Below are 17,572 nucleotides of genomic sequence, written 5' to 3' on the forward strand. Positions count from 1 at the left end.
GCCGCCGGCGTCGCCGGTGCGCGCCGGGACACGTCCGCCGGCGTCCCGACCCGCGCCCGGCCGGGTGGCCTGGGCGGGTGCCGAGCCGGGGGAGACGCGCGGGCCGCCGCCGTCGCCGCCGATCTCGCAGCGGATCTGCCACGTGCCGCCGAACCGCTCGTAGAGCGCCTCGACCAGCAGGGGCGAGTTGTCGGTGAGCATCGTCGCCAGGGCCGCCGACTTCACGACGAGGACGACCGTGTCGCCGTCGAGGGCGCGTACGACCGCGTCGCGCGCCAGCGCGGCGGTCTTCTGGCTCTTGCGGCGCACGGCGGTGAGCAGGTCGTCCCAGACCAGCCGGATCGCCGCCACATCGAGCTGCCCGGCCGGCGCGGGTGCCGCGTCGTGGCGCAGGGCTGGCGCGGGATCGGAGGGCACGGCCGGCGCGGCGGCTGCGGGCGTTGCCACCGGCGCCGGGTCGGCCGGCGCCGCGGTCGGGACGGGCGCTGCCGGGGTGTGTGCTGCCGGGGTGTGCATTGGTGGGGCGTGGGTCGCGGCCGTGCCTTCGGGGGCGGCGGCGAGGCGACGCTCCATGCGTTCCATGCGCTGCAGCAGGGCGGCCGCAGAGTCGTCGGCGCCGGGCAGCAGCATCCGGGCGATGACCAGCTCCAGCAGCAGGCGCGGGTTGGTCGTGCCGCGCATCTCGGTGAGGCCGTTGTGCAGCATGTCGGCCATCCGGGACAGGGTCGCCGGGCCGAAGCGGCTGGCCTGGGCCGCCATCCGGTCGAGCTCGTCGGGCGGGCCGTCGATGATGCCCTTGTCGATCGCGTCCGGCACCTGCTGCAGGATGATCAGATCCCGCAGGCGCTCCAACAGGTCACTGGCGAACCGGCGCGGGTCGTGCCCGGCCTCGGCCACCTTGTCCACCCCCGCGTACGCCGTGGCGCCGTCGCCGGCCGCGAGCGCGTCGCAGACCTCGTCGAGCAGGGCGCCGTCGGTGACGCCGAGGAGGGCGACCGCGTGCGCGTACGTCACGCCACCGTCGCCCGAGCCGGCGATGAGCTGGTCGAGCACGGACTGCGAGTCGCGGGCGCTGCCGCCGCCGGCGCGCACCACGAGCGGGAACACGGCCGGCTCCACCGCGACGCCCTCGGAGGCGCAGAGCTGCTCCAGATGGGGCCGCATCACGCCCGGCGGAATCAGCCGGAAGGGGTAGTGGTGGGTCCGGGAGCGGATGGTGCCGAGGACCTTCTCCGGCTCGGTCGTCGCGAAGATGAACTTGATGTACGAAGGAGGTTCCTCGACGAGCTTGAGCAGGGCGTTGAAGCCCTGGGTCGAGACCATGTGGGCCTCGTCGATCACGTACACCTTGAAGCGGCTCTGCACGGGCGCGAAGAACGCGCGTTCGCGCAGGTCACGGGCGTCGTCGACGCCGCCGTGGCTGGCCGCGTCGATCTCGATGACGTCGATCGAGCCGGCTCCGTCGGGGGCGAGGGCACGGCACGACTCGCACTCGCCGCACGGCTCGGGCGTCGGGCCCTTCTCGCAGTTCAGCGAGCGCGCGAGGATGCGCGCGGACGAGGTCTTCCCGCAGCCGCGCGGGCCGGAGAACAGGTACGCGTGATGGAGCCGGCCCGTACGTAGCGCCTGGATCAACGGCGCGGTGACGTGATCCTGCCCGATGACCTCGGCGAACGTACGCGGCCGGTACTTGCGGTACAGCGCCAGAGCCACGCGGACAACCTACCGCGCCGGTGCGACGCGCGACATGAGTCCAGCTCCGGCGAGGCGCCACGCGGCATACGTACTTTTAATGTGTTTTGTCCTTTGGAATCCGTTTCTCGGCCGCGAGACTGGCCGGCATGACCAACATCACGCGCCGTCTTCTCGGCCTCGCACTCGCCGGCGGTCTGGCCGCCGGCCTGCTCATGCCCGGTGGCCAGGCGTCCGCCGCGGCGGAGGACGTCAACACGCACCGTGCCCAGGTCGCCGGCCGCATCGACGAACGGCTCGCGTCCCTGACCGGCTCCACCCGGATCGTGGCCGAGTCCGAACACCTGACCCGGCGGCACCGCGCCGCCCTGACCTCGATCATCACCCGCGAGCGGGCCGGGCTCACCCGACTGCGGGCGCGCGTCATGGCCGAACGGACCAACCGCGCCCTGCGCGTCCACGCGACCACACTGACCAACAGCCAGGACGCCTTCGGCGCCATCCGCGACAAGGTGCGCACAGTCATCTCGGCCGACACCGACGCGGCCACGATCGTCTCGCTCGGCGAGGTGCGGCACCGGTTCGTCGGCCGGGTGGCGGCCGTCGCGGCGACGGGGGTCGACACCCGCCCGGCGCAGGCGTCGCTGGCCACCCTGCGTACGTCGCTCGCCCAGGCGGGCCGGCTGCTGCGCGGCCAGGCCGACGCGGCGATCGCCGCCCGCCCGGCCGCGCTGGCACGGATCAGCCGGACCGTTGAGGCAGCCCACGAACAGATCCGGGCCGCGCTCGCGGCCTCGCGCGCCGTCCGCGCGTTCCTCGCCGCCCACCCGCCGGGCACCCGCTAGGCCCGGGAACGTAAAGGGCCTCCCGTGCACCCGCCAGAGCCCGCTTATCCTTGCTGCCTTCCGGCCCTGGGGAGGTTCACGAGATGTACGCCGCACGAGAGGCTGCGGACTACTGTACCCGAGTGCGCGGGGCGCCAACCCTTCGGTATCGTTGCCGGCGGAGGATTCGCCTAGAGGCCTAGGGCGCACGCTTGGAAAGCGTGTTGGGATAAAACCCTCACGAGTTCGAATCTCGTATCCTCCGCCACCTGAACAGCACATACGCGTAGGGCCGGCCCTGATCGGGGCCGGCCCTACGCGTATTCGGTCTCAGTTCCGGCGCCGCGCACGGGCACCGGCGGTCCGGCCCCGGGTGGACCACCACCACGCACCGAAGACGTTGAGGCCGATGATGCCCAGGCCGCTGACGGTGTAGAGCCAGCGCGTGATCGCGGCGTTCGTGCCGTCGACGTCCTCGACGCGACCCGCGGGGTCATCCGGGTCGTAGCTGACCGACATAGGCCCGCCGACCTCGTACGGCCCGGAACCCTGATCGTGGACGCGGGCCGTCACCGTTTCGCCCGAGAGTGAGACGAAGCGGACCTCGGCGGACTTCCTACCGAGTTCCAGTACCGTGGCCGTGGTGACAACACCCCGGTCGCCCAACACCCGGTGGTCGTTGAACCGAATCAGCCCGCCCACCAGCAGGGCCACGCCGAACGCGAACGTCGTCAGCATGATCAGCGCATGCCGTATGGTGAACCGCTGCTCCTCGGTCCGTCGCCCGTTCGCCATCGGAACCCCCCGTCTGGTCACCAGCGTAGGGACTCCGCAAAACCCGCCCGCCAGCCGGATTCAGGCGACGGGCGCCGCGGCCGGGGTGATGAAGACCGCGCTCGGCGGGTTCATCTCCGCCACGCGCTCGACGAAGTCCTGCGGCAGTCCGCTGAAGGTCAGGCCGACGCCCCGCTTGTAGACGGGAAACCCCGCCGGACGCAGCAAGCGAAAGAGCACCGACCTAACGATGGTCGCTGCCACGAGAATGCCCCACAGCGTCCAGTTGACGCTGCTCGCGCACGCGAAGTAGATGAACCCGGCCGTAATCGCCAGGCTTACGACGATGCTGATCTTGAGAACCACCTGGAACCGCCGCACCCGACGCGCCTCAGCCGCGGCGTAGGGCAGCTGCCAGATCGCGGTCTTACGCAGGAAGTGCGGAATGGGAAGCGACACGATCTCCCGCTGCCCGGTGGGGTCCGGCTCCAATTGCGGCAGCAACAGACTTTCGTAGTACTCCGGGTTCACGGTCATCGTGTACATGCTTGCTCCTGGCGATCTTTAAACTCGCGTGATCATGGAGCGCGCACCGCCCGACGTCAAGATCTCTTCGGGCGACTGGACGGAGGCCGTTACTCCGCTTGCGTGGCCACGAACACGGCGCGGCCCGGTTCGCCCCGGATCAGCCCTTCGGCCTTGAGGACGAGCATCGCGGTGCGGACCGGGCCGTACGACACCTCGTACTGAGCCTTCAACTGCTCGATCGACGGCAGGGGGTCACCCGGGCGAAGTACGCCCTCACGGATCTTTTCCCGGATGTCTTCCACGATCTCTGGGTAGCGTGGCGCGCGCGGCATGTCAGGCTCCTCGTTGGCCCTGCCATAACACCACCCTCCCTTCTTGATCTCAAGAAACGTAATAGATCAGGTTCTCCGTGCGCTTGTGATCACCAACCTAATCTATTAGGTTCAGCTACGGGAAACTCGCTCCTCGTTGGCGCTTGGAGCACTAGTTGTCTCTGGTCGAGCCCTTAGATATGGCTCGGCGCCGCATGCAAGATGCGGCAAAAGCGACGTTCGGGGCACAGCCTTGGTGGTCGCCCCGACCGTCGCCAGCATTCGCTCCGCATGAAGGCCCCGGCGGGTCGCGACGCGTCTCCGGTCCGCCGGGCTGCCAACCGATGGAGGTGCACATGAGTCAGAGCGACGCTCAGCGGTACCGCTCACACGTACGCGCTGATCTCGCCGACGAGATAACGGCTCACGACCCAACCATGTGTCCGTACTGCACCGACGGGCAGCCGTGCCCCGAGTTGGAGTACGCCCGGCGCGCCGACGAACTCGTCGAGCGCCGGCTGCGTCGTCGCGCCGGCGGCCCCTCACAAGAGCCGGGCCCGTGCTCACCCGTGCAGCGGAACGTTGGCCGGAACCGCCGCTGAGGTGAGGTCCCACACGGCTGCACAGATGGGGCCCGCCAGGCGTGTACTTAGCGGACCTGGGAGGGTGGATGACATTCGAGGAGTTCGTCGCGGCGCGGCTTGCCGCGCTGATGCGGTACGCCACGGTGGTCACGTGCGACCCGCCACTGGCGGAGGACGTCGTCCAGGACGTGATGATCCGGGCGCAGCAGCGGTGGGACCACATCGGAGCGCTGGACAAGCCCGAGTTCTACGTGAAACGCATGATTCTCAACGAGTTCCTGTCCTGGCGACGGCGCTGGGCGGCGCGGGTCGGGCAACTGCACGAGACCCTGCTGCCGGCCGTGCCGGACCATGCGGGCCTGGTCGACGAGCGTGACGCGCTGCTGCGCCAGATCGCCGCCCTGCCGCCGCGCCAACGGGCGGTGCTGGCCCTGCGCTACTTCGACGACCGCTCCGACGCCGATATCGCGGCCCTGCTGGGCTGCTCGGAGGCGACCGTACGCAGCCACAGCTCACGGGCGCTCGCCGCGCTGCGCGCCTCGTACGCCAAGGAAGGAGAGCTGGCGCGATGACCCAGGACGAACTGATCCGCGCCGCGTTCGCGCGGGCCGCCGATTTCACCCCCGATGAGCAGGCGGTACGCCGGACGCTGCTGGAGCGGGACGCCAAGCGCCGGGGGCGGCGCACGATGCTGTTCGCGGGCGGGCTGGCCGCCGCGGCCACCGGTGCCGCCGCGGTCGGGCTCCCGATCGTGCTGCGCAGCTCGCGCGATCCCGATGTGACCTACCCACCGGACATCCCGATGGGCGACGTGCCGGCCAGCGGCAACCTGCGCGCGGCGATGGCCCTGCGCCCCACCTACCTGCCAGCCGGCGTACGTGAGACGGTCCGCATGGCCTCGTTGGGCATGCCCACCGTCACCCAGGTGCGGTCCTGGTTCGACGGTGACGTGAGCGTCCGCCTCGATCTCGGCCACTACGAGGGCAGTGGTCCGCTCGACGACACGACACGGATAACGACGATCAACGGCCTGACGGCGTGGAGCAACGAGGCGCCGGACGAGTCGAGGATCACATGGTTGATCAACCCTCGGGCGGTGGCCAGGCTGACCGTGCGGGGCCTGTCGGACGCCGCCGAGGTGGCCCGGCGCGTGGCACGGTCGGTCACCGCGGACCGCGACGCCGCGGTCGAGGTCCCGGTCCGGTTCGGCTGGCTGCCCGCCGGCATCCCACGTGACCAGATGACCATCGCCGTCACCCCCGGACCGTCGGGCGACAGGTACTACGAGGTCGCCACCGCGTCGGTCGACAGCGACACGTACGAGGTGCCACGCCAGTTCAGCCTGAGCTTCGTCCCGAAGCCGGAAGTCTCGGCCGGCGAACCGGTGACGGTCCGGGGTCGTCAGGGGTCCTACAGTCGCGGCACGTTGAGTGTCCAGCACACCGACGGCCGGTGGCTGGTCCTGAATGCGGCCGCCGAGGAGCCGCTGTCGGTGCTGGTCCGGGTCGTCAACGAGGTCCAGATCGGACCTGAGCCGGCCAACGACTGGTTCGGCACCCGGTAGACGCGCCAGGGCCGGGTCGCGAGAGCGGCCCGGCCCTGGCGACACACACGTCAGGCGGACACCCGCCGCAGGACCAGGTACGTGACGCCGCCCGCGAGTGCCGCGACCGCCGTCGGCCAGACGGTGAGCAGGACGCTGACGGGCTGGTCGGCGAAGAAGCCGAAGATGTTGTCCCACCAGTGCTGCCAGGTGATGACCACGGCGATGGCGCCCAGCACCAGCGTCGCGCCCAGGGTGATGATCCAGAAGCCGCTCGCCCCCCAGCGGAGGAGCACGGTGCCGAGTGCGAACCCCAGGAAGACCATGGCCGTGAGCGTCGCGGCGTACTCCAGGATCTGCAGTATGGGGTTGTCGCGGGTCAGGAACGGCAGGTCGAAGAAGGTCAGGTCGATCCACCAGCCGTCCGTGGCGCGCTCGACCAGCGCGCACAGGTAGAGGCCGACGCCCGAGGCCAGCGCCCAGGCCGTCCAGAGGACGGCGCTCGACGCGACGAAGGTGCGCCGGGTGACGCCGAAGCCGAGCAGGAACGGCAGGACCTGGTACACCAGGACGGTGCTCGACACGATCGCGACGATGAAGATGCTCATCAGGGCGCCGGTCTTCGGTCCCCCGGGGATCTCGTCGCCGATGACGCTGAACAGCGCGACGTTGATGACGAACGCGCCGGCCATGATGATCCACGGCCACACCAGGCCGTTCTGCGCCGTGAGCGTCTGGATGCGGACGACCTGCAGGGCCCGGTTCATCGGGTCGCCTCCTCGCGGGGACCGGGGATGGAATGGGTCGTGAGGCGGACGACGAGCTGCTGCAACGTGGCCGGGTCGATGGCCACCCCGCGCGCCCTGGCGTCGGCGAGGGTGTCGGCGTCGAAGGAGCCGCGCACGGTGGTCCGGGTGACGGCGCCGAGCCGCTCGGTGTGCAGCACCTGGTGGCCGGCCGTGAGCACGTCGACCGCGCCGGCCGGGCCGGTGACGAGCGCCGCCTCGCCCCGCAGCGCGTCGGCCTCCTGGTCGAGCAGCACCCGGCCGTGGTCGATGAGGATGACGTGTTCGAGCAGGTCAGCGACCTCATCGATCAGATGCGTGGAGAGTACGACGGTGCGCGGGTGCTCCGCGACGTCGGCGAGCAGCCGGTCGTAGAACAGCTGCCGGGCGACCGCGTCGAGCCCCAGGTAGGGCTCGTCGAAGAGGGTGACGGGGGCGCGGGCGGCGAGTCCCACGATGACGCCGAGGGCGGACAGCATGCCCCGGGAGAGCTTCTTGACCGGCCGCTTGGGCGGCAGCGCGAAGTCGGCGACCAGCGACGCGGCGAAGTGCGCGTCCCAGTTCGGGTAGAGCAGCGCCGCGCTGGCGAGCACATGCCGCACCTGGAACTGGTCGGGATAGCGCTGACTCTCCTTGATGAAACACATCCTCGCGAGCACGGACTCGTTCTCCACGGGGTCCTCGCCGAAGACCCGGATCTCGCCGGCGGTGCGGAACTGCTGGCCGGTGAGCAGTTGCATGAGCGTGGTCTTGCCGGCGCCGTTGCGGCCGAGCAGCCCGTACACCCGGTTCTCCCGCAGTTCGAAGCTGACCCGGTCGACTGCCGCGACCCGGCCGAAGGTCTTCGACAGGCCTTCAACGGTGACGACCGCGGTCATGACTTCGCCTCCCACTGGTCGATGAGCGTCTTGATGTCGGTGATGCTCAGCCCGAGCTTGTTTGCCTCGGCGAGCAGCGGGCGCAGGTACTGCTGGGCGAACTGGTCACGGCGGCGGGCGATGAGCTTGGCCCGGGCGCCGGTGGTGACGAACATCCCGATCCCTCGTCTCTTGTAGATGGTGCCTTCGTCGACCAGCTGGTTGACGCCCTTCGCGGCGGTGGCCGGGTTGATCCGGTGGAACGCCGCCAGCTCGTTCGTGGAGGGCACCTGCGCCTCCTCGGCGAGCGATCCGTCGACGATCGAGTTCTCGATCATCTCGGCGATCTGCACGAAGATGGGCCGGCCGTCATCCACCCGGATCGCCTCGGTCCGTCGGTTCATTACTCATGTAACTAACCATGCAACCAAGGAACCTCGATGTCAAGATGAGGTTTTCCCCACGTCACGTTGGGTAGCCATTTCGTAGCACTGAGCTACTGTCGTTAGTGCGGCGCGCCAGTCGGTGTCCGGAGCGGTTCTCCACCCGCGGTCCCCCGGATCCGGCCGACGCGCCACCACATACGCAGCGCCCACATCCCCCCAAGGGCGCGCGGAGGCAAGGCGGTCGCTGGCCGACCGTGGCACACCGTGCCGGGAAATACCCGGCCCGGCCGAAAGGGGGGACGAGTTATGACGATGAGGCGATCATTCACGCCGGCCGTCGCCGTCAGCGCGGGACTGTGCGCAGTCGCCCTCACCGCCTGCACACCGGAGAACTCGAGCATCGGCGCCGCGCCCAGCAGCGACGCGGCCGACCGGCACACGGCGGTCACCACCCGCAGCGCGCCCCGCTCCCCGGCCATCCCGTCCCCACGGCCCACGCCGGCTGCCCCGGCCACCCGCGTCAGCGCCCCCGAGGCGGCCACCTTCGTCACGCCGGCGCCACAACCCACCTCGGCCTCGACCGACCCCACGGTCATCAGCTACGAGGGGACGAACGGCGTCCGGATCGGGCAGACCGTCGCCGAACTCACCGAGGCCGGCCTACTGGCCTCGCCCACCCCCGGCTGCTCCCGGCGGTTCGCCGGCATCGACTACGCCGACCCGGTCTTCGACCACGACCGGCTGGCGTTCATCTGGGCGTACCCGCCGCTGCACACGCCCGAGGGCGTCATGGTGGGTACGGCGATCGCGGACCTGAACCGGGCCTACCCGAACGCGGAGCGGCTCACCCCGCCCGCCGGGTCGCCCACCTTCGACGGGGCGCTCGTGCGCAACCCGAACGGCGTCGCCTACCTGATCCTGCACGACGGACTGGCCGTGCAGAAACTGATCGTGGGCGCCGAGAACGCCGTCCGCATGCTTTACACCCAGCGCCTCGACACGTGTTGAGAGGCGGGGTCGCGGCCCGGCCCGGTTCGGGCCGGGCCGCGAAAGACCCCGTCAGCTGACCTTTAGCTGATCTCTACTTGATCGCCGCGTCGAGGGCGACCTCGATCATCTGGCTGAACGACTCCTGCCGCTCCTCGGCGGTGGCGTGCTGGTGCGTCTTGAGCTGGTCGCTCACCGTCAGGATGGTCAGGGCCCGCGCCCGGTAGCGGGCCGCGATCGTGTACAGCGCGGCGGTTTCCATCTCCACCGCGAGTACGCCGTAGTCGGCCAGCCGGTCGTAGAACCGGTCCTTCTCGATGTAGAAGGCGTCGGCGGCGAACACCTGCCCCACCCGCATCGGAATGCCCCGCGCCTCGGCCGCGTCGACCGCGCCGCGCAGCAGCCCGAAGTCCGCCACGGGCGCGTAGTCGATCAGCCCGTCGAACCGGAACCGGTTCATGTTCGAGTCCGTCGACGCGCCGATCGCCGCGATCACGTCCCGCAGCCCGATGTCGTCGGTGATCGCCCCGCACGAGCCGACCCGGATCAAAGTGTTCACCCCGTAGTCGTTGATCAGCTCGTGGGAGTAGATCGAGGCCGACGGCATCCCCATGCCCGACCCCTGCACGCTCACCCGCTCGCCCCTGTACGTGCCCGTGAAGCCGAACATGTTCCGGACCGTGGAGTAGCACGTCGCGTCCTCCAGGAACGTCTCCGCGATCCACTTGGCCCGCAGCGGGTCGCCCGGCATCAGGACCCGTTCGGCGATCTCGCCCGGCTTGGCGCCGATGTGCGTACTCATGGGGCAGATCCTGCCAGGGGTGTCGTCGGCGGACACCCGGAGGCGCGGATTTGATCCGGGGGCATACCTCTTCGACGGGCCGCCGGGGTATCCGGTACCCTTCTCGGCGGTGGTGTGTCCGAGTGGCCTAAGGAGCACGCCTCGAAAGCGTGTGAGGGTTTACGCCCTCCCGGGGTTCAAATCCCCGCGCCACCGCCACGAGCAGGCCAAACGCCGGGCTCCCCGACCAGGGGAGACCCGGTGTTTGATCTTTAGGCCCACATGCGGTCTCACTTGGTCCCAGCGCAACAGTTCAGTTGTCCGCGCCGGGATGGATATCGCTGTCTCCGGTACGGGCGTGCAGTCCGAGCACCGGTCGTCGCCGCGCGTCCTCCCATGATCGCCGAATGCGGTGCGGACGCGCAGTCCCGGCGCCCCTATAACCGACAAACCGCCCCTCGCGAGTTGCGAAGATCGATGTCTTCTGTACGAGAGCGCTTTCTCGGGGCGCGCGAGCCAGCATCAACACCGTCTGCCCACCCGGCGACCCCGGCCCGCATCGCGGGAACCACCGACGCATGGACAGGTACGCGCGAAACTCGGCGCGCGATAACCACACGAAATTGGCCAAACATCGGCTTTTCCGACCCTCACGACAGGCCGGCGACGCCACTTGATCAAAAGGCAAAGTCGACGGGCGGGCCAGACACCAACCCCGCCCATGATCGCGACACTGAGCCGCAAACCCCAGTTCCGACTCGAAAGATCGCCGTCTCGAGCCGAAAACCCTGGCCGCACTACGGTTTCGTGCTCTGGACGCCGATCTCCCGTCCCGAACACCCACCATGATCGCCATCCGGAGACGGAACACGCCTCCGCAACCGATGAACGATGCCGGGCCGTCGCGTGCATCCAAGCCTCTGACCGGCGATAAGCAGGGCCTCTCAATGCGAGAGGCCCTGCTTGAGCTTCTCGAAAAACTGCTGGCGTCGCGGTTCCGGGTCCGGCAAGGATCGCGGCGTGGCGCTACACGAGGGCGAGATTCCGGTCGACGAGTCCATCGTCAGGTCGCTGCTGACGGATCAACGGCCCGACTGGGCCGATCTTCCGCTGGCCCGGGCCGGCGCGGGCACGGACAACACCATGTTCCGGCTGGGTGACGACCTGCTCGTCCGGCTGCCCCGGACGGCCGACAAGGCACAGTCCTTGCGCAAGGAGCAGGAGTGGCTGCCCCGACTCGGTCCGCTCCTGCCGCACCCGGTCCCCGAGGCGGTGCACGCCGGCGAGCCGGGCCCGATGTTTCCGCTGCCCTGGGCGGTCTACCGCTGGATCGAGGGCGCCGAGGCAGGACCGGACACCGTCGAGAACTGGGCCAGCTTCGGCGCCGAGCTGGCGGCGTTCGTCCACGCGCTGCACGGCATCGACCTGATGGGCGCCACCCGTGCGGACGATCTCAGCTGGTACCGAGGGGGCAGCCTCAAGCCCTGCGACGAGTGGATCAGCGGGTGCATCGAGGACTGCCGGCCCAAGGTCGGCGACGAACTCGACGTGGACGCCCTCGCGCGGATGTGGCGCGCCGCCGTCGCGATGCCGGAGCCGACCGGGGCGCACGTGTGGCTGCACGGCGATCTCAAGCCGACCAACATCCTGGTGGCCGGCGGCCGGCTGCGGGCCGTCATCGACTTCGGCGGCCTGTCGATCGGCTTCCCGGACGCCGAGCACTCCACCATCTGGGACCTGCCGGCCGAGGCCCGGGAGTCCTACTGGAACGCGGTGAGCATCGACGAGGCGACCTGGCCGCGCGCCCGGGCGTGGGCGATCGCCGTGGGCGCCAGCGGGATCGCGTACTACTGGGACACGTTCCCGGAGTTCGTCGCCGAATGCCGCGCCAGACTGCACGCCATCCTGAACGACGCCGCCACCCGGTGATGTGGAGCTAACTACGGAGCCCGCAATACATCATGAGTGCCGATGCGACGCCAGATGAGGCCAGGAATCGTTTGCGCTGTTCGGGGGTCAGCTTGCGGTAGTCAGCGCCGAACGTCTGCAGGCTCGTAGGTCCGCGTTACCGCAGCACAGAGGGGTCGTCAACGCCAGCCGTCAGCGCGGAAAGGAACTCCTCATCGCTGCCGAAGATCTGACCCCGCTTGCCGGCCGCGAGGTCGGCATCCGCCTGCCGCTCGCCGGCCTGCCACTCAGGCGTCCAGTACCACTCCTGGTCCCTTGGAACGAGTGTCGCCGGGTTAGGACCACCCGCCCGGCCTCAACGGTCACCAGTAGGTCGTCGCCATCATGCAGGTCCAGCTCCGTCCGCACGTGGGCCGGCAGTGTCACCTGCCCACGGGCGCGCAGCACGGCACGACCGGTCGCAGTTTCGTGTCCGGGTTGAGCTGCCATGGCGGCCTCCGAATTTCTGATAGTCCGAAATTACGCGATGTGATGAAGCCAATAATATGACCGACCGGTCGGTTAGTTCGGTAGGGTGACTCGCGTGATGGTTGATGGGCGGCTGGCCCGTGGGGAGCGGACGCGGGCGAACGTGCTCGACGCCGCCGTGCGGCTCGCCTCCGTGGAAGGGCTCGGTGGGCTGTCGCTCAGCCAGCTCGCCCAGCGGCTCCCGGTGAGCAAGTCGGCGCTGTTCGCTCACTGGGCATCCAAGGAGGAGCTCCAGCTCGCCACCATCGAGCACGCCCGCGAGCAGTTCGGCGACCTGGTCCTGCGCCCCGCGCTGGCCAACCCCAGGGGGGTCCGGCGGCTGTTCGCCGTGCACGAGTCGCGCCTGCGCTTCTACGCCGACGGCGTACTCCCCGGGGGATGTTTCTTTGTCGGCGCGCAGTACGAGTACGACGCTCGCGAAGGGGCCGTGCACGACCGCCTGTGTGAAGTGTCCGCCGAGTGGCTGACCACCCTGGAACGCCTGGCCGGCGAGGCCGTCGCGATCGGCGATCTGGCCGAGGACACCGACCCTGACCTGCTGGCGTTCGCCGTCGACGCGGCCGGGACCGCCGCCGTCTACCGCGCCCGGATGGTCGACCCGGAGCGCGCCTACACGCTGTCGCGGGGCGCGGTGCTGCGCCTGCTGCGGCCCCTGCTGACCGACCCGACCCTGCTGCCCGAGGAGTGAAAGCATGACCGCCGCCGTCGCCTTTGGACATACCCGCACCGTGCCGGTGCACTTCGACGATCTTGACGCGATGGGCATCGTGCACAACGCGCGGTACGCGCTGATGCTGGAGCGGGCGATCACCGCGTTCTGGGCCGACCACGGGCACGCGTTCACCGAGTCCGGGCCGACCTCGACGGACGTGGTCAACGCGGTGCGGGAGTTCAGCATCACCTACTACCGGCCGATCCGGGGGACCGGCGACGTGATCGTGCGGTTCTGGCTGGACAAACTCGGCGAGACGAGCGCCGTGGTGGGGTTCGAGTTCACCTCGCCGGACGGGTCGGCCGTCTACGCCGCCGGGCGGCGGGTCAACGTGAAGCTCGACCCGCGCACGCTGCGTCCCGCCCCCTGGTCAGCCGACGCCCGCGGCATCGCCGCCACGTTGCTGCGTACTCCGGAAGAAATCTCTCATTAAGGCCGCGCACTCCGCCTCGAGCACCCCCGCGTAGACCTCGGGCCGGTGGTTGAGCCGGGCGTCGCGGACCACGTCCCACAGCGAGCCGACGGCGCCCGTCTTCGGCTCCCACGCGCCGAACACCACGACGGCGATCCTGGCCAGGACCAGCGCGCCGGCGCACATCGTGCACGGTTCGACGGTGACGACGAGGGTGCAGCCGTCCAGGCGCCAGCCGTCGCCGCGGGCGGCCGCCGCGCGGCGCAGGGCGAGGATCTCGGCGTGCGCCGTCGGGTCGCCCGTCAGCTCGCGCTCGTTGCGGCCGACGGCCAGCTCCGTGCCGTCGGGCCCGTAGATGACCGCGCCGACGGGAATGTCGATCGCCGGCCGGCCCGCCACGAGGCCGTCGTCGGCGGCCACCTCCAGTGCACGGCGCATCCACGCAATATGGCGCTCTCTACGGATCACGCCTCGCGCAGTTCTTCGACCTCGTCGCCGGCGCCGATGGCCTGGCACACCTCGGCCGTGATGTCGGCGGGCAGCATGCCCTCCTGCGCGCACAGCGCCAGCAGCCGGGGCGACGGCACGCCCAGGTCCGACAGCAGGTCCGCGTCGCCCACCGGGTCGGCGTCGGGCGGCGTGAGCGGGGGCTGCTCCGCGTCGTCGTCCGCCGGCGCCGCGGTCTCCTCGTCAATGTCGAGTACGGGCTCCTCGATCTCGCCGAGCAGCAGCGCGCCGATGCGCGACTCGTCGGCGAAGGCGGCGTCCGAGCCGAAGACCCGCAGGTCCTCGCCGTCGTCCAGCCTGATGATCACCAGGTACGAGTCGTCGGACTCGACGAAGAGCAGCGCCGTATCGGCGTCCGGATCGACGTCGCGGAGCCGCTCGGCGACGTCCTCGACGTCAGCGAGGCCGGTAAGCGAGAACTCGGACGCGGCCCAGGTCCCGGCATCCCTGACCAGCGCTGCGGCGAAGTAAGACACGGTCCCCCCGGACGACTTGGCACCCCGACCATGAACAACGAACGATCATGTACGCGGGCGACCGGTGCGGCCGCCCGGATCGTGAGCTCAGCCGACGACGCGGCGTCGCGGCACGACCAGCCGGCCCACCCGTCGGACGCTCCCGGCGCGTTCGCGCAGCGCCTTGGCGTTGGCCAACGCGGCGAGCACCTCCAACCGCCGCCGATGGCGGTCCGGGTCGAGCCGCTGCGGGTTCCACACCATGTCGCCGAGAGTGAGCCATGGGCGCGACGCCGTCAAGGGTCGTGACAGGCCGTGACAGAGCCACGACAGTGCGCTTGACGTGGGCCTTTACCAAAGAAACCAGCCAGTGGTCACCCACCTGGCGACGACCAGGCCGATCGCGATCGCGACCCCCGCGCCGGCCGACAACGCGACCCCGACGGCCACCCCGCGATCGCCGACGAACGTCAGCAGTACGGCCACCAACCACGCGAGGATCGCCGCCCCCAGGACGAGCCACACGAAGCTGCGCGGCGACGTGGCGAGCAGCGCGGAGACGAGCAGCCAGCCGGCCGTCGCCCCGGCCCCCGCGAGCACGGCGCCGACCCGGACCGGGTGCGGCTCGCGGAACGCGGGGCGCAGCGGCCCGGACGGGAACAGACCCGAAGGGGTACGGGAGCGATCCATCGCACGAAGCGTAGTGTCCTGTGCCCGTCAGCCAAGACTGAACTGCGCGAATCGCCGCTGCGGCGCGCCGCCGATCGCCGTGAAGAGCCCGCCCACCGACAGCTTGCCGACGGACAGATCCACGGTCATGGCCAGTACGCCGGTCACTCCGTTGGCGTCCGCGCGCCAGGGCAGCAGCCGCCCGTCGGTGACGGCCGCGGCGGCAAGTTTCACGCGCGTCTGCGTGCCGTCCACGCAGCGGCCCCGCTCGCCCGTCCGCCCGGTGCGGCAGGCGTGGTCGAAGTGGCCGCCGAACAGCACCATCGCGCCGACCACGACGACGGCCTGGATGTCGCCGTCCGTGGCGAACGTCCACCGGCGCGCGCCGTCCGGGCCGAACGCGAAGCCGCGCCCGCCGGTGCCGGCCGTCGCGACGTACACGCCCCGGTCGGCGACCGCGATGCCGTGCACCGCCGCGCGGGGGTCGGCCCGGAATCCCGTTTCCAGTTCCCCCGAGTACGGGTCGACGACCGCGAGGAAGCGCGTCCCCGTGCCGTTCAGTTCCGTGAACGCACCGCCGAGGAACACCCGGTCGGGGGCGACCGCGACGGCGTGGACGCGGCCGTTGGCGCGGGGTCGCCAGTCGTCGAGGAGTCGGCCGTCGGAGAGGTCGAACGCCGCCGCGCCGCCGCGCCGCCCGCCGTCGACGCGGTGCACCTCACCGGCCACGTACAGGCGGCCGTGCCCGACGGCGGCCGCGTGGACGGGGCCGTCGACGGTGTGGTCGAACCGCGCGTCCAGGTCACCCGTCGCGGCGTCGAGGGCCGCGAGGTACGCCCGCTCCTCGTCGTTGACGCGGGCGAACTCCCCGCCCGCGAAGACCGTGCCGGTGGCGGCCGCGAGGGCGTACACGGGGCCGTCGGCGACCGGGTGCCAGGGGAGCAGGGTTCCGCTGCGCGCGTCCAGCGCGGCCAGATGCTCCCGGGCGTGCGCCCGGCCGCCCGCGTACGCCCTGGTGAAGTCCCCGCCGACGTAGACGGTGCCGCCCGCGTAGACGACCGCGCGCACGGCGCCGTCGAAGGCGGCGGTGGCGTCGGGCCGGAGAGCGACCACGGGCGTCGCGGCGCTGGCGGCCGACCCGTGGCATACAACGATCACGGCGCCGAGGAGATATCTGAGGACGTTTGTGCGAAATTTCGTCACATAAGCACGCTAACCGCGACGCTCAGACACGGTGGCCGTACGCGAGACCGACACACACCGGAATAAGGTGTCCGCGTGGATGTCGCGGTCATCGGGCTCGGGCTCATCGGGGGTTCCCTGCTGCGCGCCCTCGCGGCCGGCGGGCACCGCGCCATCGGCTTCGACGCCGACCCGGCCACCCGCGCCATGGCCCGCAACGCCGCCGCCCAGGCGCCCGCCGACGCGCGCTGGGAGGTCGCCAAGTCGCTGCGCGACACGCTGCGCCACGCCGACCTGGTCGCCATCGCCACGCCGCTGCCGGCCGTCGGCGGGGTCCTCGACCAGATCGCGGCCGCCGGCTACAGCGGGCTGGTCACCGACGCCGTGTCCGTGAAGCAGCCCGTCCGCGAGCTGGTCAACCAGCGGCTCGGCTGGCGCGACGGCGGGCAGCGGCTGGCCGGCTATGTCGGCGGCCACCCGATGGCAGGGCGCGAGCGGGCCGGCTTCGCCGCCGCCGACGCCGACCTGTTCCGCGGCTGCGCGTGGGTGCTCTGCCTGGACGCCGAGACGGACCTCGGCGACTGGCTGACCGTCGCCACCCTGGTCACCGAGCTGGGCGTACGGGTCGTGCCCACCACGGCGATCGCCCACGACGAGGCCGTCGCGACCGTGTCGCACGTGCCGCACCTGCTCGCCTCCGCCCTGTCCCGCGCGGCGGCCGTCCCGTTGGCCGGCACCCTGGCGGCCGGATCGTTCCGCGACGGCACCCGCGTCGCCAGCAGCCCGCCCGGCCTGATCGCCGCGATGTGCGGCGGCAACTCGGGCCCCGTGCTAGCGGCGCTCGACGCGTTGCTGGCCGAGCTGACCCTCGCCCGCGAGGCCCTCCAGGCCGACGACCCGGTCGCGGCGGTCGGCAGCTGGGCGCAGCCCGGCCACGACGTCCGCACCTCCTGGCCCCGAGGCTGGAGCGCCACCGCAACGATCCCCACCCACCCCAAGGACCTCCTGGCCCTGGGCGAATCAGGCGGCTGGCTGACGTCCATCTCCCCCGACCGCCAAACGGCCACGGCCGTCCGCCCCACCTGACCCCCACCGCTCCCCGCGCTGCAAAAGTCGACTTTCGCCGGTTGTCCGGGCCTGCGAAGGG

The 17,572-nt window shown here is 70.8% G+C and carries 22 protein-coding genes, 2 tRNA genes and 1 other RNA gene; 10 read left to right on the forward strand and 15 right to left on the reverse strand.

The window, feature by feature from the left end; genetic code table 11:
- Positions 1–1,713 (reverse strand): DNA polymerase III subunit gamma and tau (locus ABD211_RS09750; RefSeq protein WP_344128533.1); only part of this gene is annotated, 1,713 nt, incomplete at its 3' end.
- A gap of 128 nt (positions 1,714–1,841) precedes the next feature.
- Here ABD211_RS09750 and ABD211_RS09755 point away from each other — a divergent pair.
- Positions 1,842–2,537, forward strand: a complete 696-nt coding sequence (locus ABD211_RS09755; protein ID WP_344128535.1) for a hypothetical protein — start codon at positions 1,842–1,844, stop codon at positions 2,535–2,537.
- Between the two features lie 11 nt (positions 2,538–2,548).
- On the opposite strand, the gene ffs is transcribed toward ABD211_RS09755, so the two are convergent.
- Positions 2,549–2,643: signal recognition particle sRNA small type (ffs, locus tag ABD211_RS09760), an RNA gene on the reverse strand.
- 53 nt (positions 2,644–2,696) lie between these two features.
- Between ffs and ABD211_RS09765 the strand changes: the two genes are divergently transcribed.
- A tRNA-Ser gene (locus ABD211_RS09765) sits at positions 2,697–2,784 on the forward strand.
- 62 nt (positions 2,785–2,846) lie between these two features.
- Here ABD211_RS09765 and ABD211_RS09770 read toward each other — a convergent pair.
- The 3 genes from ABD211_RS09770 to ABD211_RS09780 form a co-directional block, all read right to left on the reverse strand.
- Positions 2,847–3,311, reverse strand: a complete 465-nt coding sequence (locus ABD211_RS09770; protein WP_344128536.1) for a DUF3592 domain-containing protein — start codon at positions 3,309–3,311, stop codon at positions 2,847–2,849.
- A 60-nt stretch (positions 3,312–3,371) separates the two neighbouring features.
- Positions 3,372–3,836: a hypothetical protein gene (locus ABD211_RS09775; RefSeq protein ID WP_344128538.1), complete on the reverse strand. Its 465-nt coding sequence runs from the start codon at positions 3,834–3,836 to the stop codon at positions 3,372–3,374.
- An 89-nt stretch (positions 3,837–3,925) separates the two neighbouring features.
- A complete protein-coding gene (locus ABD211_RS09780; RefSeq protein WP_344128540.1) occupies positions 3,926–4,150 on the reverse strand; it encodes a winged helix-turn-helix domain-containing protein in 225 nt (74 codons plus the stop codon).
- Between the two features lie 649 nt (positions 4,151–4,799).
- On the opposite strand from ABD211_RS09780, the gene ABD211_RS09785 reads away from it, so the two are divergent.
- Positions 4,800–5,285 (forward strand): SigE family RNA polymerase sigma factor, encoded by a 486-nt coding sequence (locus ABD211_RS09785; RefSeq protein ID WP_344128542.1) that lies wholly within the window; start codon positions 4,800–4,802, stop codon positions 5,283–5,285.
- Positions 5,282–6,277, forward strand: a complete 996-nt coding sequence (locus ABD211_RS09790) for a hypothetical protein (RefSeq protein ID WP_344128544.1) — start codon at positions 5,282–5,284, stop codon at positions 6,275–6,277. The genes ABD211_RS09785 and ABD211_RS09790 overlap by 4 nt, the downstream gene beginning before the upstream one ends.
- 50 nt (positions 6,278–6,327) lie before the next feature.
- Here the strand turns inward: ABD211_RS09790 and ABD211_RS09795 are convergent, their stop codons facing one another.
- The 3 genes from ABD211_RS09795 to ABD211_RS09805 are packed head-to-tail and all read right to left on the reverse strand — an operon-like array spanning position 6,328 to position 8,302.
- A complete protein-coding gene (locus tag ABD211_RS09795; protein ID WP_344128546.1) occupies positions 6,328–7,023 on the reverse strand; it encodes a hypothetical protein in 696 nt (231 codons plus the stop codon).
- Complete coding sequence (locus ABD211_RS09800; RefSeq protein WP_344128548.1) at positions 7,020–7,919, reverse strand: ABC transporter ATP-binding protein; 900 nt, start codon at positions 7,917–7,919, stop codon at positions 7,020–7,022. Before ABD211_RS09800 ends, ABD211_RS09795 begins: the two co-directional genes overlap by 4 nt.
- Positions 7,916–8,302, reverse strand: a complete 387-nt coding sequence (locus ABD211_RS09805; RefSeq protein ID WP_344128550.1) for a GntR family transcriptional regulator — start codon at positions 8,300–8,302, stop codon at positions 7,916–7,918. Before ABD211_RS09805 ends, ABD211_RS09800 begins: the two co-directional genes overlap by 4 nt.
- Positions 8,303–8,596: 294 nt before the next feature.
- On the opposite strand from ABD211_RS09805, the gene ABD211_RS09810 reads away from it, so the two are divergent.
- On the forward strand, positions 8,597–9,292 hold the full coding sequence (locus tag ABD211_RS09810; RefSeq protein ID WP_344128552.1) for a hypothetical protein: 696 nt from the start codon (positions 8,597–8,599) through the stop codon (positions 9,290–9,292).
- 73 nt (positions 9,293–9,365) lie between these two features.
- Here the strand turns inward: ABD211_RS09810 and deoD are convergent, their stop codons facing one another.
- Positions 9,366–10,073, reverse strand: a complete 708-nt coding sequence (gene deoD / locus ABD211_RS09815; RefSeq protein WP_344128554.1) for a purine-nucleoside phosphorylase — start codon at positions 10,071–10,073, stop codon at positions 9,366–9,368.
- A 108-nt stretch (positions 10,074–10,181) separates the two neighbouring features.
- On the opposite strand from deoD, the gene ABD211_RS09820 reads away from it, so the two are divergent.
- Both ABD211_RS09820 and ABD211_RS09825 read left to right on the forward strand, forming a co-directional pair.
- Positions 10,182–10,271: transfer RNA gene (locus tag ABD211_RS09820), tRNA-Ser, on the forward strand.
- An 801-nt stretch (positions 10,272–11,072) separates the two neighbouring features.
- Complete coding sequence (locus ABD211_RS09825) at positions 11,073–11,981, forward strand: aminoglycoside phosphotransferase family protein (protein ID WP_344128556.1); 909 nt, start codon at positions 11,073–11,075, stop codon at positions 11,979–11,981.
- Positions 11,982–12,152: 171 nt separating this feature from the next.
- Here the strand turns inward: ABD211_RS09825 and ABD211_RS33865 are convergent, their stop codons facing one another.
- Positions 12,153–12,449: an AbrB/MazE/SpoVT family DNA-binding domain-containing protein gene (locus ABD211_RS33865; protein ID WP_425560387.1), complete on the reverse strand. Its 297-nt coding sequence runs from the start codon at positions 12,447–12,449 to the stop codon at positions 12,153–12,155.
- Positions 12,450–12,546: 97 nt separating this feature from the next.
- Here ABD211_RS33865 and ABD211_RS09830 point away from each other — a divergent pair, with 97 nt between their 5' ends.
- On the forward strand, positions 12,547–13,176 hold the full coding sequence (locus tag ABD211_RS09830; protein WP_344128618.1) for a TetR/AcrR family transcriptional regulator: 630 nt from the start codon (positions 12,547–12,549) through the stop codon (positions 13,174–13,176).
- A gap of 4 nt (positions 13,177–13,180) precedes the next feature.
- Complete coding sequence (locus tag ABD211_RS09835) at positions 13,181–13,633, forward strand: acyl-CoA thioesterase (RefSeq protein WP_344128558.1); 453 nt, start codon at positions 13,181–13,183, stop codon at positions 13,631–13,633.
- Here the strand turns inward: ABD211_RS09835 and ABD211_RS09840 are convergent.
- The 5 genes from ABD211_RS09840 to ABD211_RS09860 form a co-directional block, all read right to left on the reverse strand.
- The gene (locus tag ABD211_RS09840; RefSeq protein ID WP_344128559.1) at positions 13,571–14,128 is read right to left on the reverse strand and encodes a nucleoside deaminase; all 558 of its coding nucleotides are present in this window, start codon (positions 14,126–14,128) and stop codon (positions 13,571–13,573) included. The genes ABD211_RS09835 and ABD211_RS09840 overlap by 63 nt on opposite strands.
- A complete protein-coding gene (locus ABD211_RS09845) occupies positions 14,077–14,595 on the reverse strand; it encodes a tRNA adenosine deaminase-associated protein (protein ID WP_344128561.1) in 519 nt (172 codons plus the stop codon). Before ABD211_RS09845 ends, ABD211_RS09840 begins: the two co-directional genes overlap by 52 nt.
- An 87-nt stretch (positions 14,596–14,682) precedes the next feature.
- Positions 14,683–14,838: a hypothetical protein gene (locus ABD211_RS09850; RefSeq protein WP_344128563.1), complete on the reverse strand. Its 156-nt coding sequence runs from the start codon at positions 14,836–14,838 to the stop codon at positions 14,683–14,685.
- Positions 14,839–14,925: 87 nt separating this feature from the next.
- Positions 14,926–15,264: a hypothetical protein gene (locus tag ABD211_RS09855; protein ID WP_344128565.1), complete on the reverse strand. Its 339-nt coding sequence runs from the start codon at positions 15,262–15,264 to the stop codon at positions 14,926–14,928.
- A 27-nt stretch (positions 15,265–15,291) separates the two neighbouring features.
- Positions 15,292–16,401 carry a PQQ-binding-like beta-propeller repeat protein gene (locus ABD211_RS09860; RefSeq protein ID WP_344128567.1) on the reverse strand — a complete coding sequence of 370 codons (1,110 nt, stop codon included), beginning with the start codon at positions 16,399–16,401 and terminating at the stop codon, positions 15,292–15,294.
- Positions 16,402–16,521: 120 nt separating this feature from the next.
- Here ABD211_RS09860 and ABD211_RS09865 point away from each other — a divergent pair, with 120 nt between their 5' ends.
- Complete coding sequence (locus ABD211_RS09865) at positions 16,522–17,511, forward strand: prephenate dehydrogenase/arogenate dehydrogenase family protein (RefSeq protein ID WP_344128568.1); 990 nt, start codon at positions 16,522–16,524, stop codon at positions 17,509–17,511.
- The last annotated feature ends 61 nt before the right edge of the window (positions 17,512–17,572 follow it).

The organism is Luedemannella flava (genome assembly GCF_039528515.1).
In the GTDB taxonomy this organism is placed as follows: domain Bacteria; phylum Actinomycetota; class Actinomycetes; order Mycobacteriales; family Micromonosporaceae; genus Luedemannella; species Luedemannella flava.

Excerpts from the sequence above, each read along its gene's own strand:
- ABD211_RS09755 (WP_344128535.1), top strand. The coding sequence starts at position 1,842 with ATGACCAACATCACGCGCCGTCTTCTCGGCCTCGCACTCGCCGGCGGT.
- ABD211_RS09770 (WP_344128536.1), bottom strand. The coding sequence starts at position 3,311 with ATGGCGAACGGGCGACGGACCGAGGAGCAGCGGTTCACCATACGGCAT.
- ABD211_RS09775 (WP_344128538.1), bottom strand. The coding sequence starts at position 3,836 with ATGTACACGATGACCGTGAACCCGGAGTACTACGAAAGTCTGTTGCTG.
- ABD211_RS09780 (WP_344128540.1), bottom strand. The coding sequence starts at position 4,150 with ATGCCGCGCGCGCCACGCTACCCAGAGATCGTGGAAGACATCCGGGAA.
- ABD211_RS09785 (WP_344128542.1), top strand. The coding sequence starts at position 4,800 with ATGACATTCGAGGAGTTCGTCGCGGCGCGGCTTGCCGCGCTGATGCGG.
- ABD211_RS09790 (WP_344128544.1), top strand. The coding sequence starts at position 5,282 with ATGACCCAGGACGAACTGATCCGCGCCGCGTTCGCGCGGGCCGCCGAT.
- ABD211_RS09795 (WP_344128546.1), bottom strand. The coding sequence starts at position 7,023 with ATGAACCGGGCCCTGCAGGTCGTCCGCATCCAGACGCTCACGGCGCAG.
- ABD211_RS09800 (WP_344128548.1), bottom strand. The coding sequence starts at position 7,919 with ATGACCGCGGTCGTCACCGTTGAAGGCCTGTCGAAGACCTTCGGCCGG.
- ABD211_RS09805 (WP_344128550.1), bottom strand. The coding sequence starts at position 8,302 with ATGAACCGACGGACCGAGGCGATCCGGGTGGATGACGGCCGGCCCATC.
- ABD211_RS09810 (WP_344128552.1), top strand. The coding sequence starts at position 8,597 with ATGAGGCGATCATTCACGCCGGCCGTCGCCGTCAGCGCGGGACTGTGC.
- deoD (WP_344128554.1), bottom strand. The coding sequence starts at position 10,073 with ATGAGTACGCACATCGGCGCCAAGCCGGGCGAGATCGCCGAACGGGTC.
- ABD211_RS33865 (WP_425560387.1), bottom strand. The coding sequence starts at position 12,449 with ATGGCAGCTCAACCCGGACACGAAACTGCGACCGGTCGTGCCGTGCTG.
- ABD211_RS09830 (WP_344128618.1), top strand. The coding sequence starts at position 12,547 with ATGGTTGATGGGCGGCTGGCCCGTGGGGAGCGGACGCGGGCGAACGTG.
- ABD211_RS09835 (WP_344128558.1), top strand. The coding sequence starts at position 13,181 with ATGACCGCCGCCGTCGCCTTTGGACATACCCGCACCGTGCCGGTGCAC.
- ABD211_RS09850 (WP_344128563.1), bottom strand. The coding sequence starts at position 14,838 with ATGGTGTGGAACCCGCAGCGGCTCGACCCGGACCGCCATCGGCGGCGG.
- ABD211_RS09855 (WP_344128565.1), bottom strand. The coding sequence starts at position 15,264 with ATGGATCGCTCCCGTACCCCTTCGGGTCTGTTCCCGTCCGGGCCGCTG.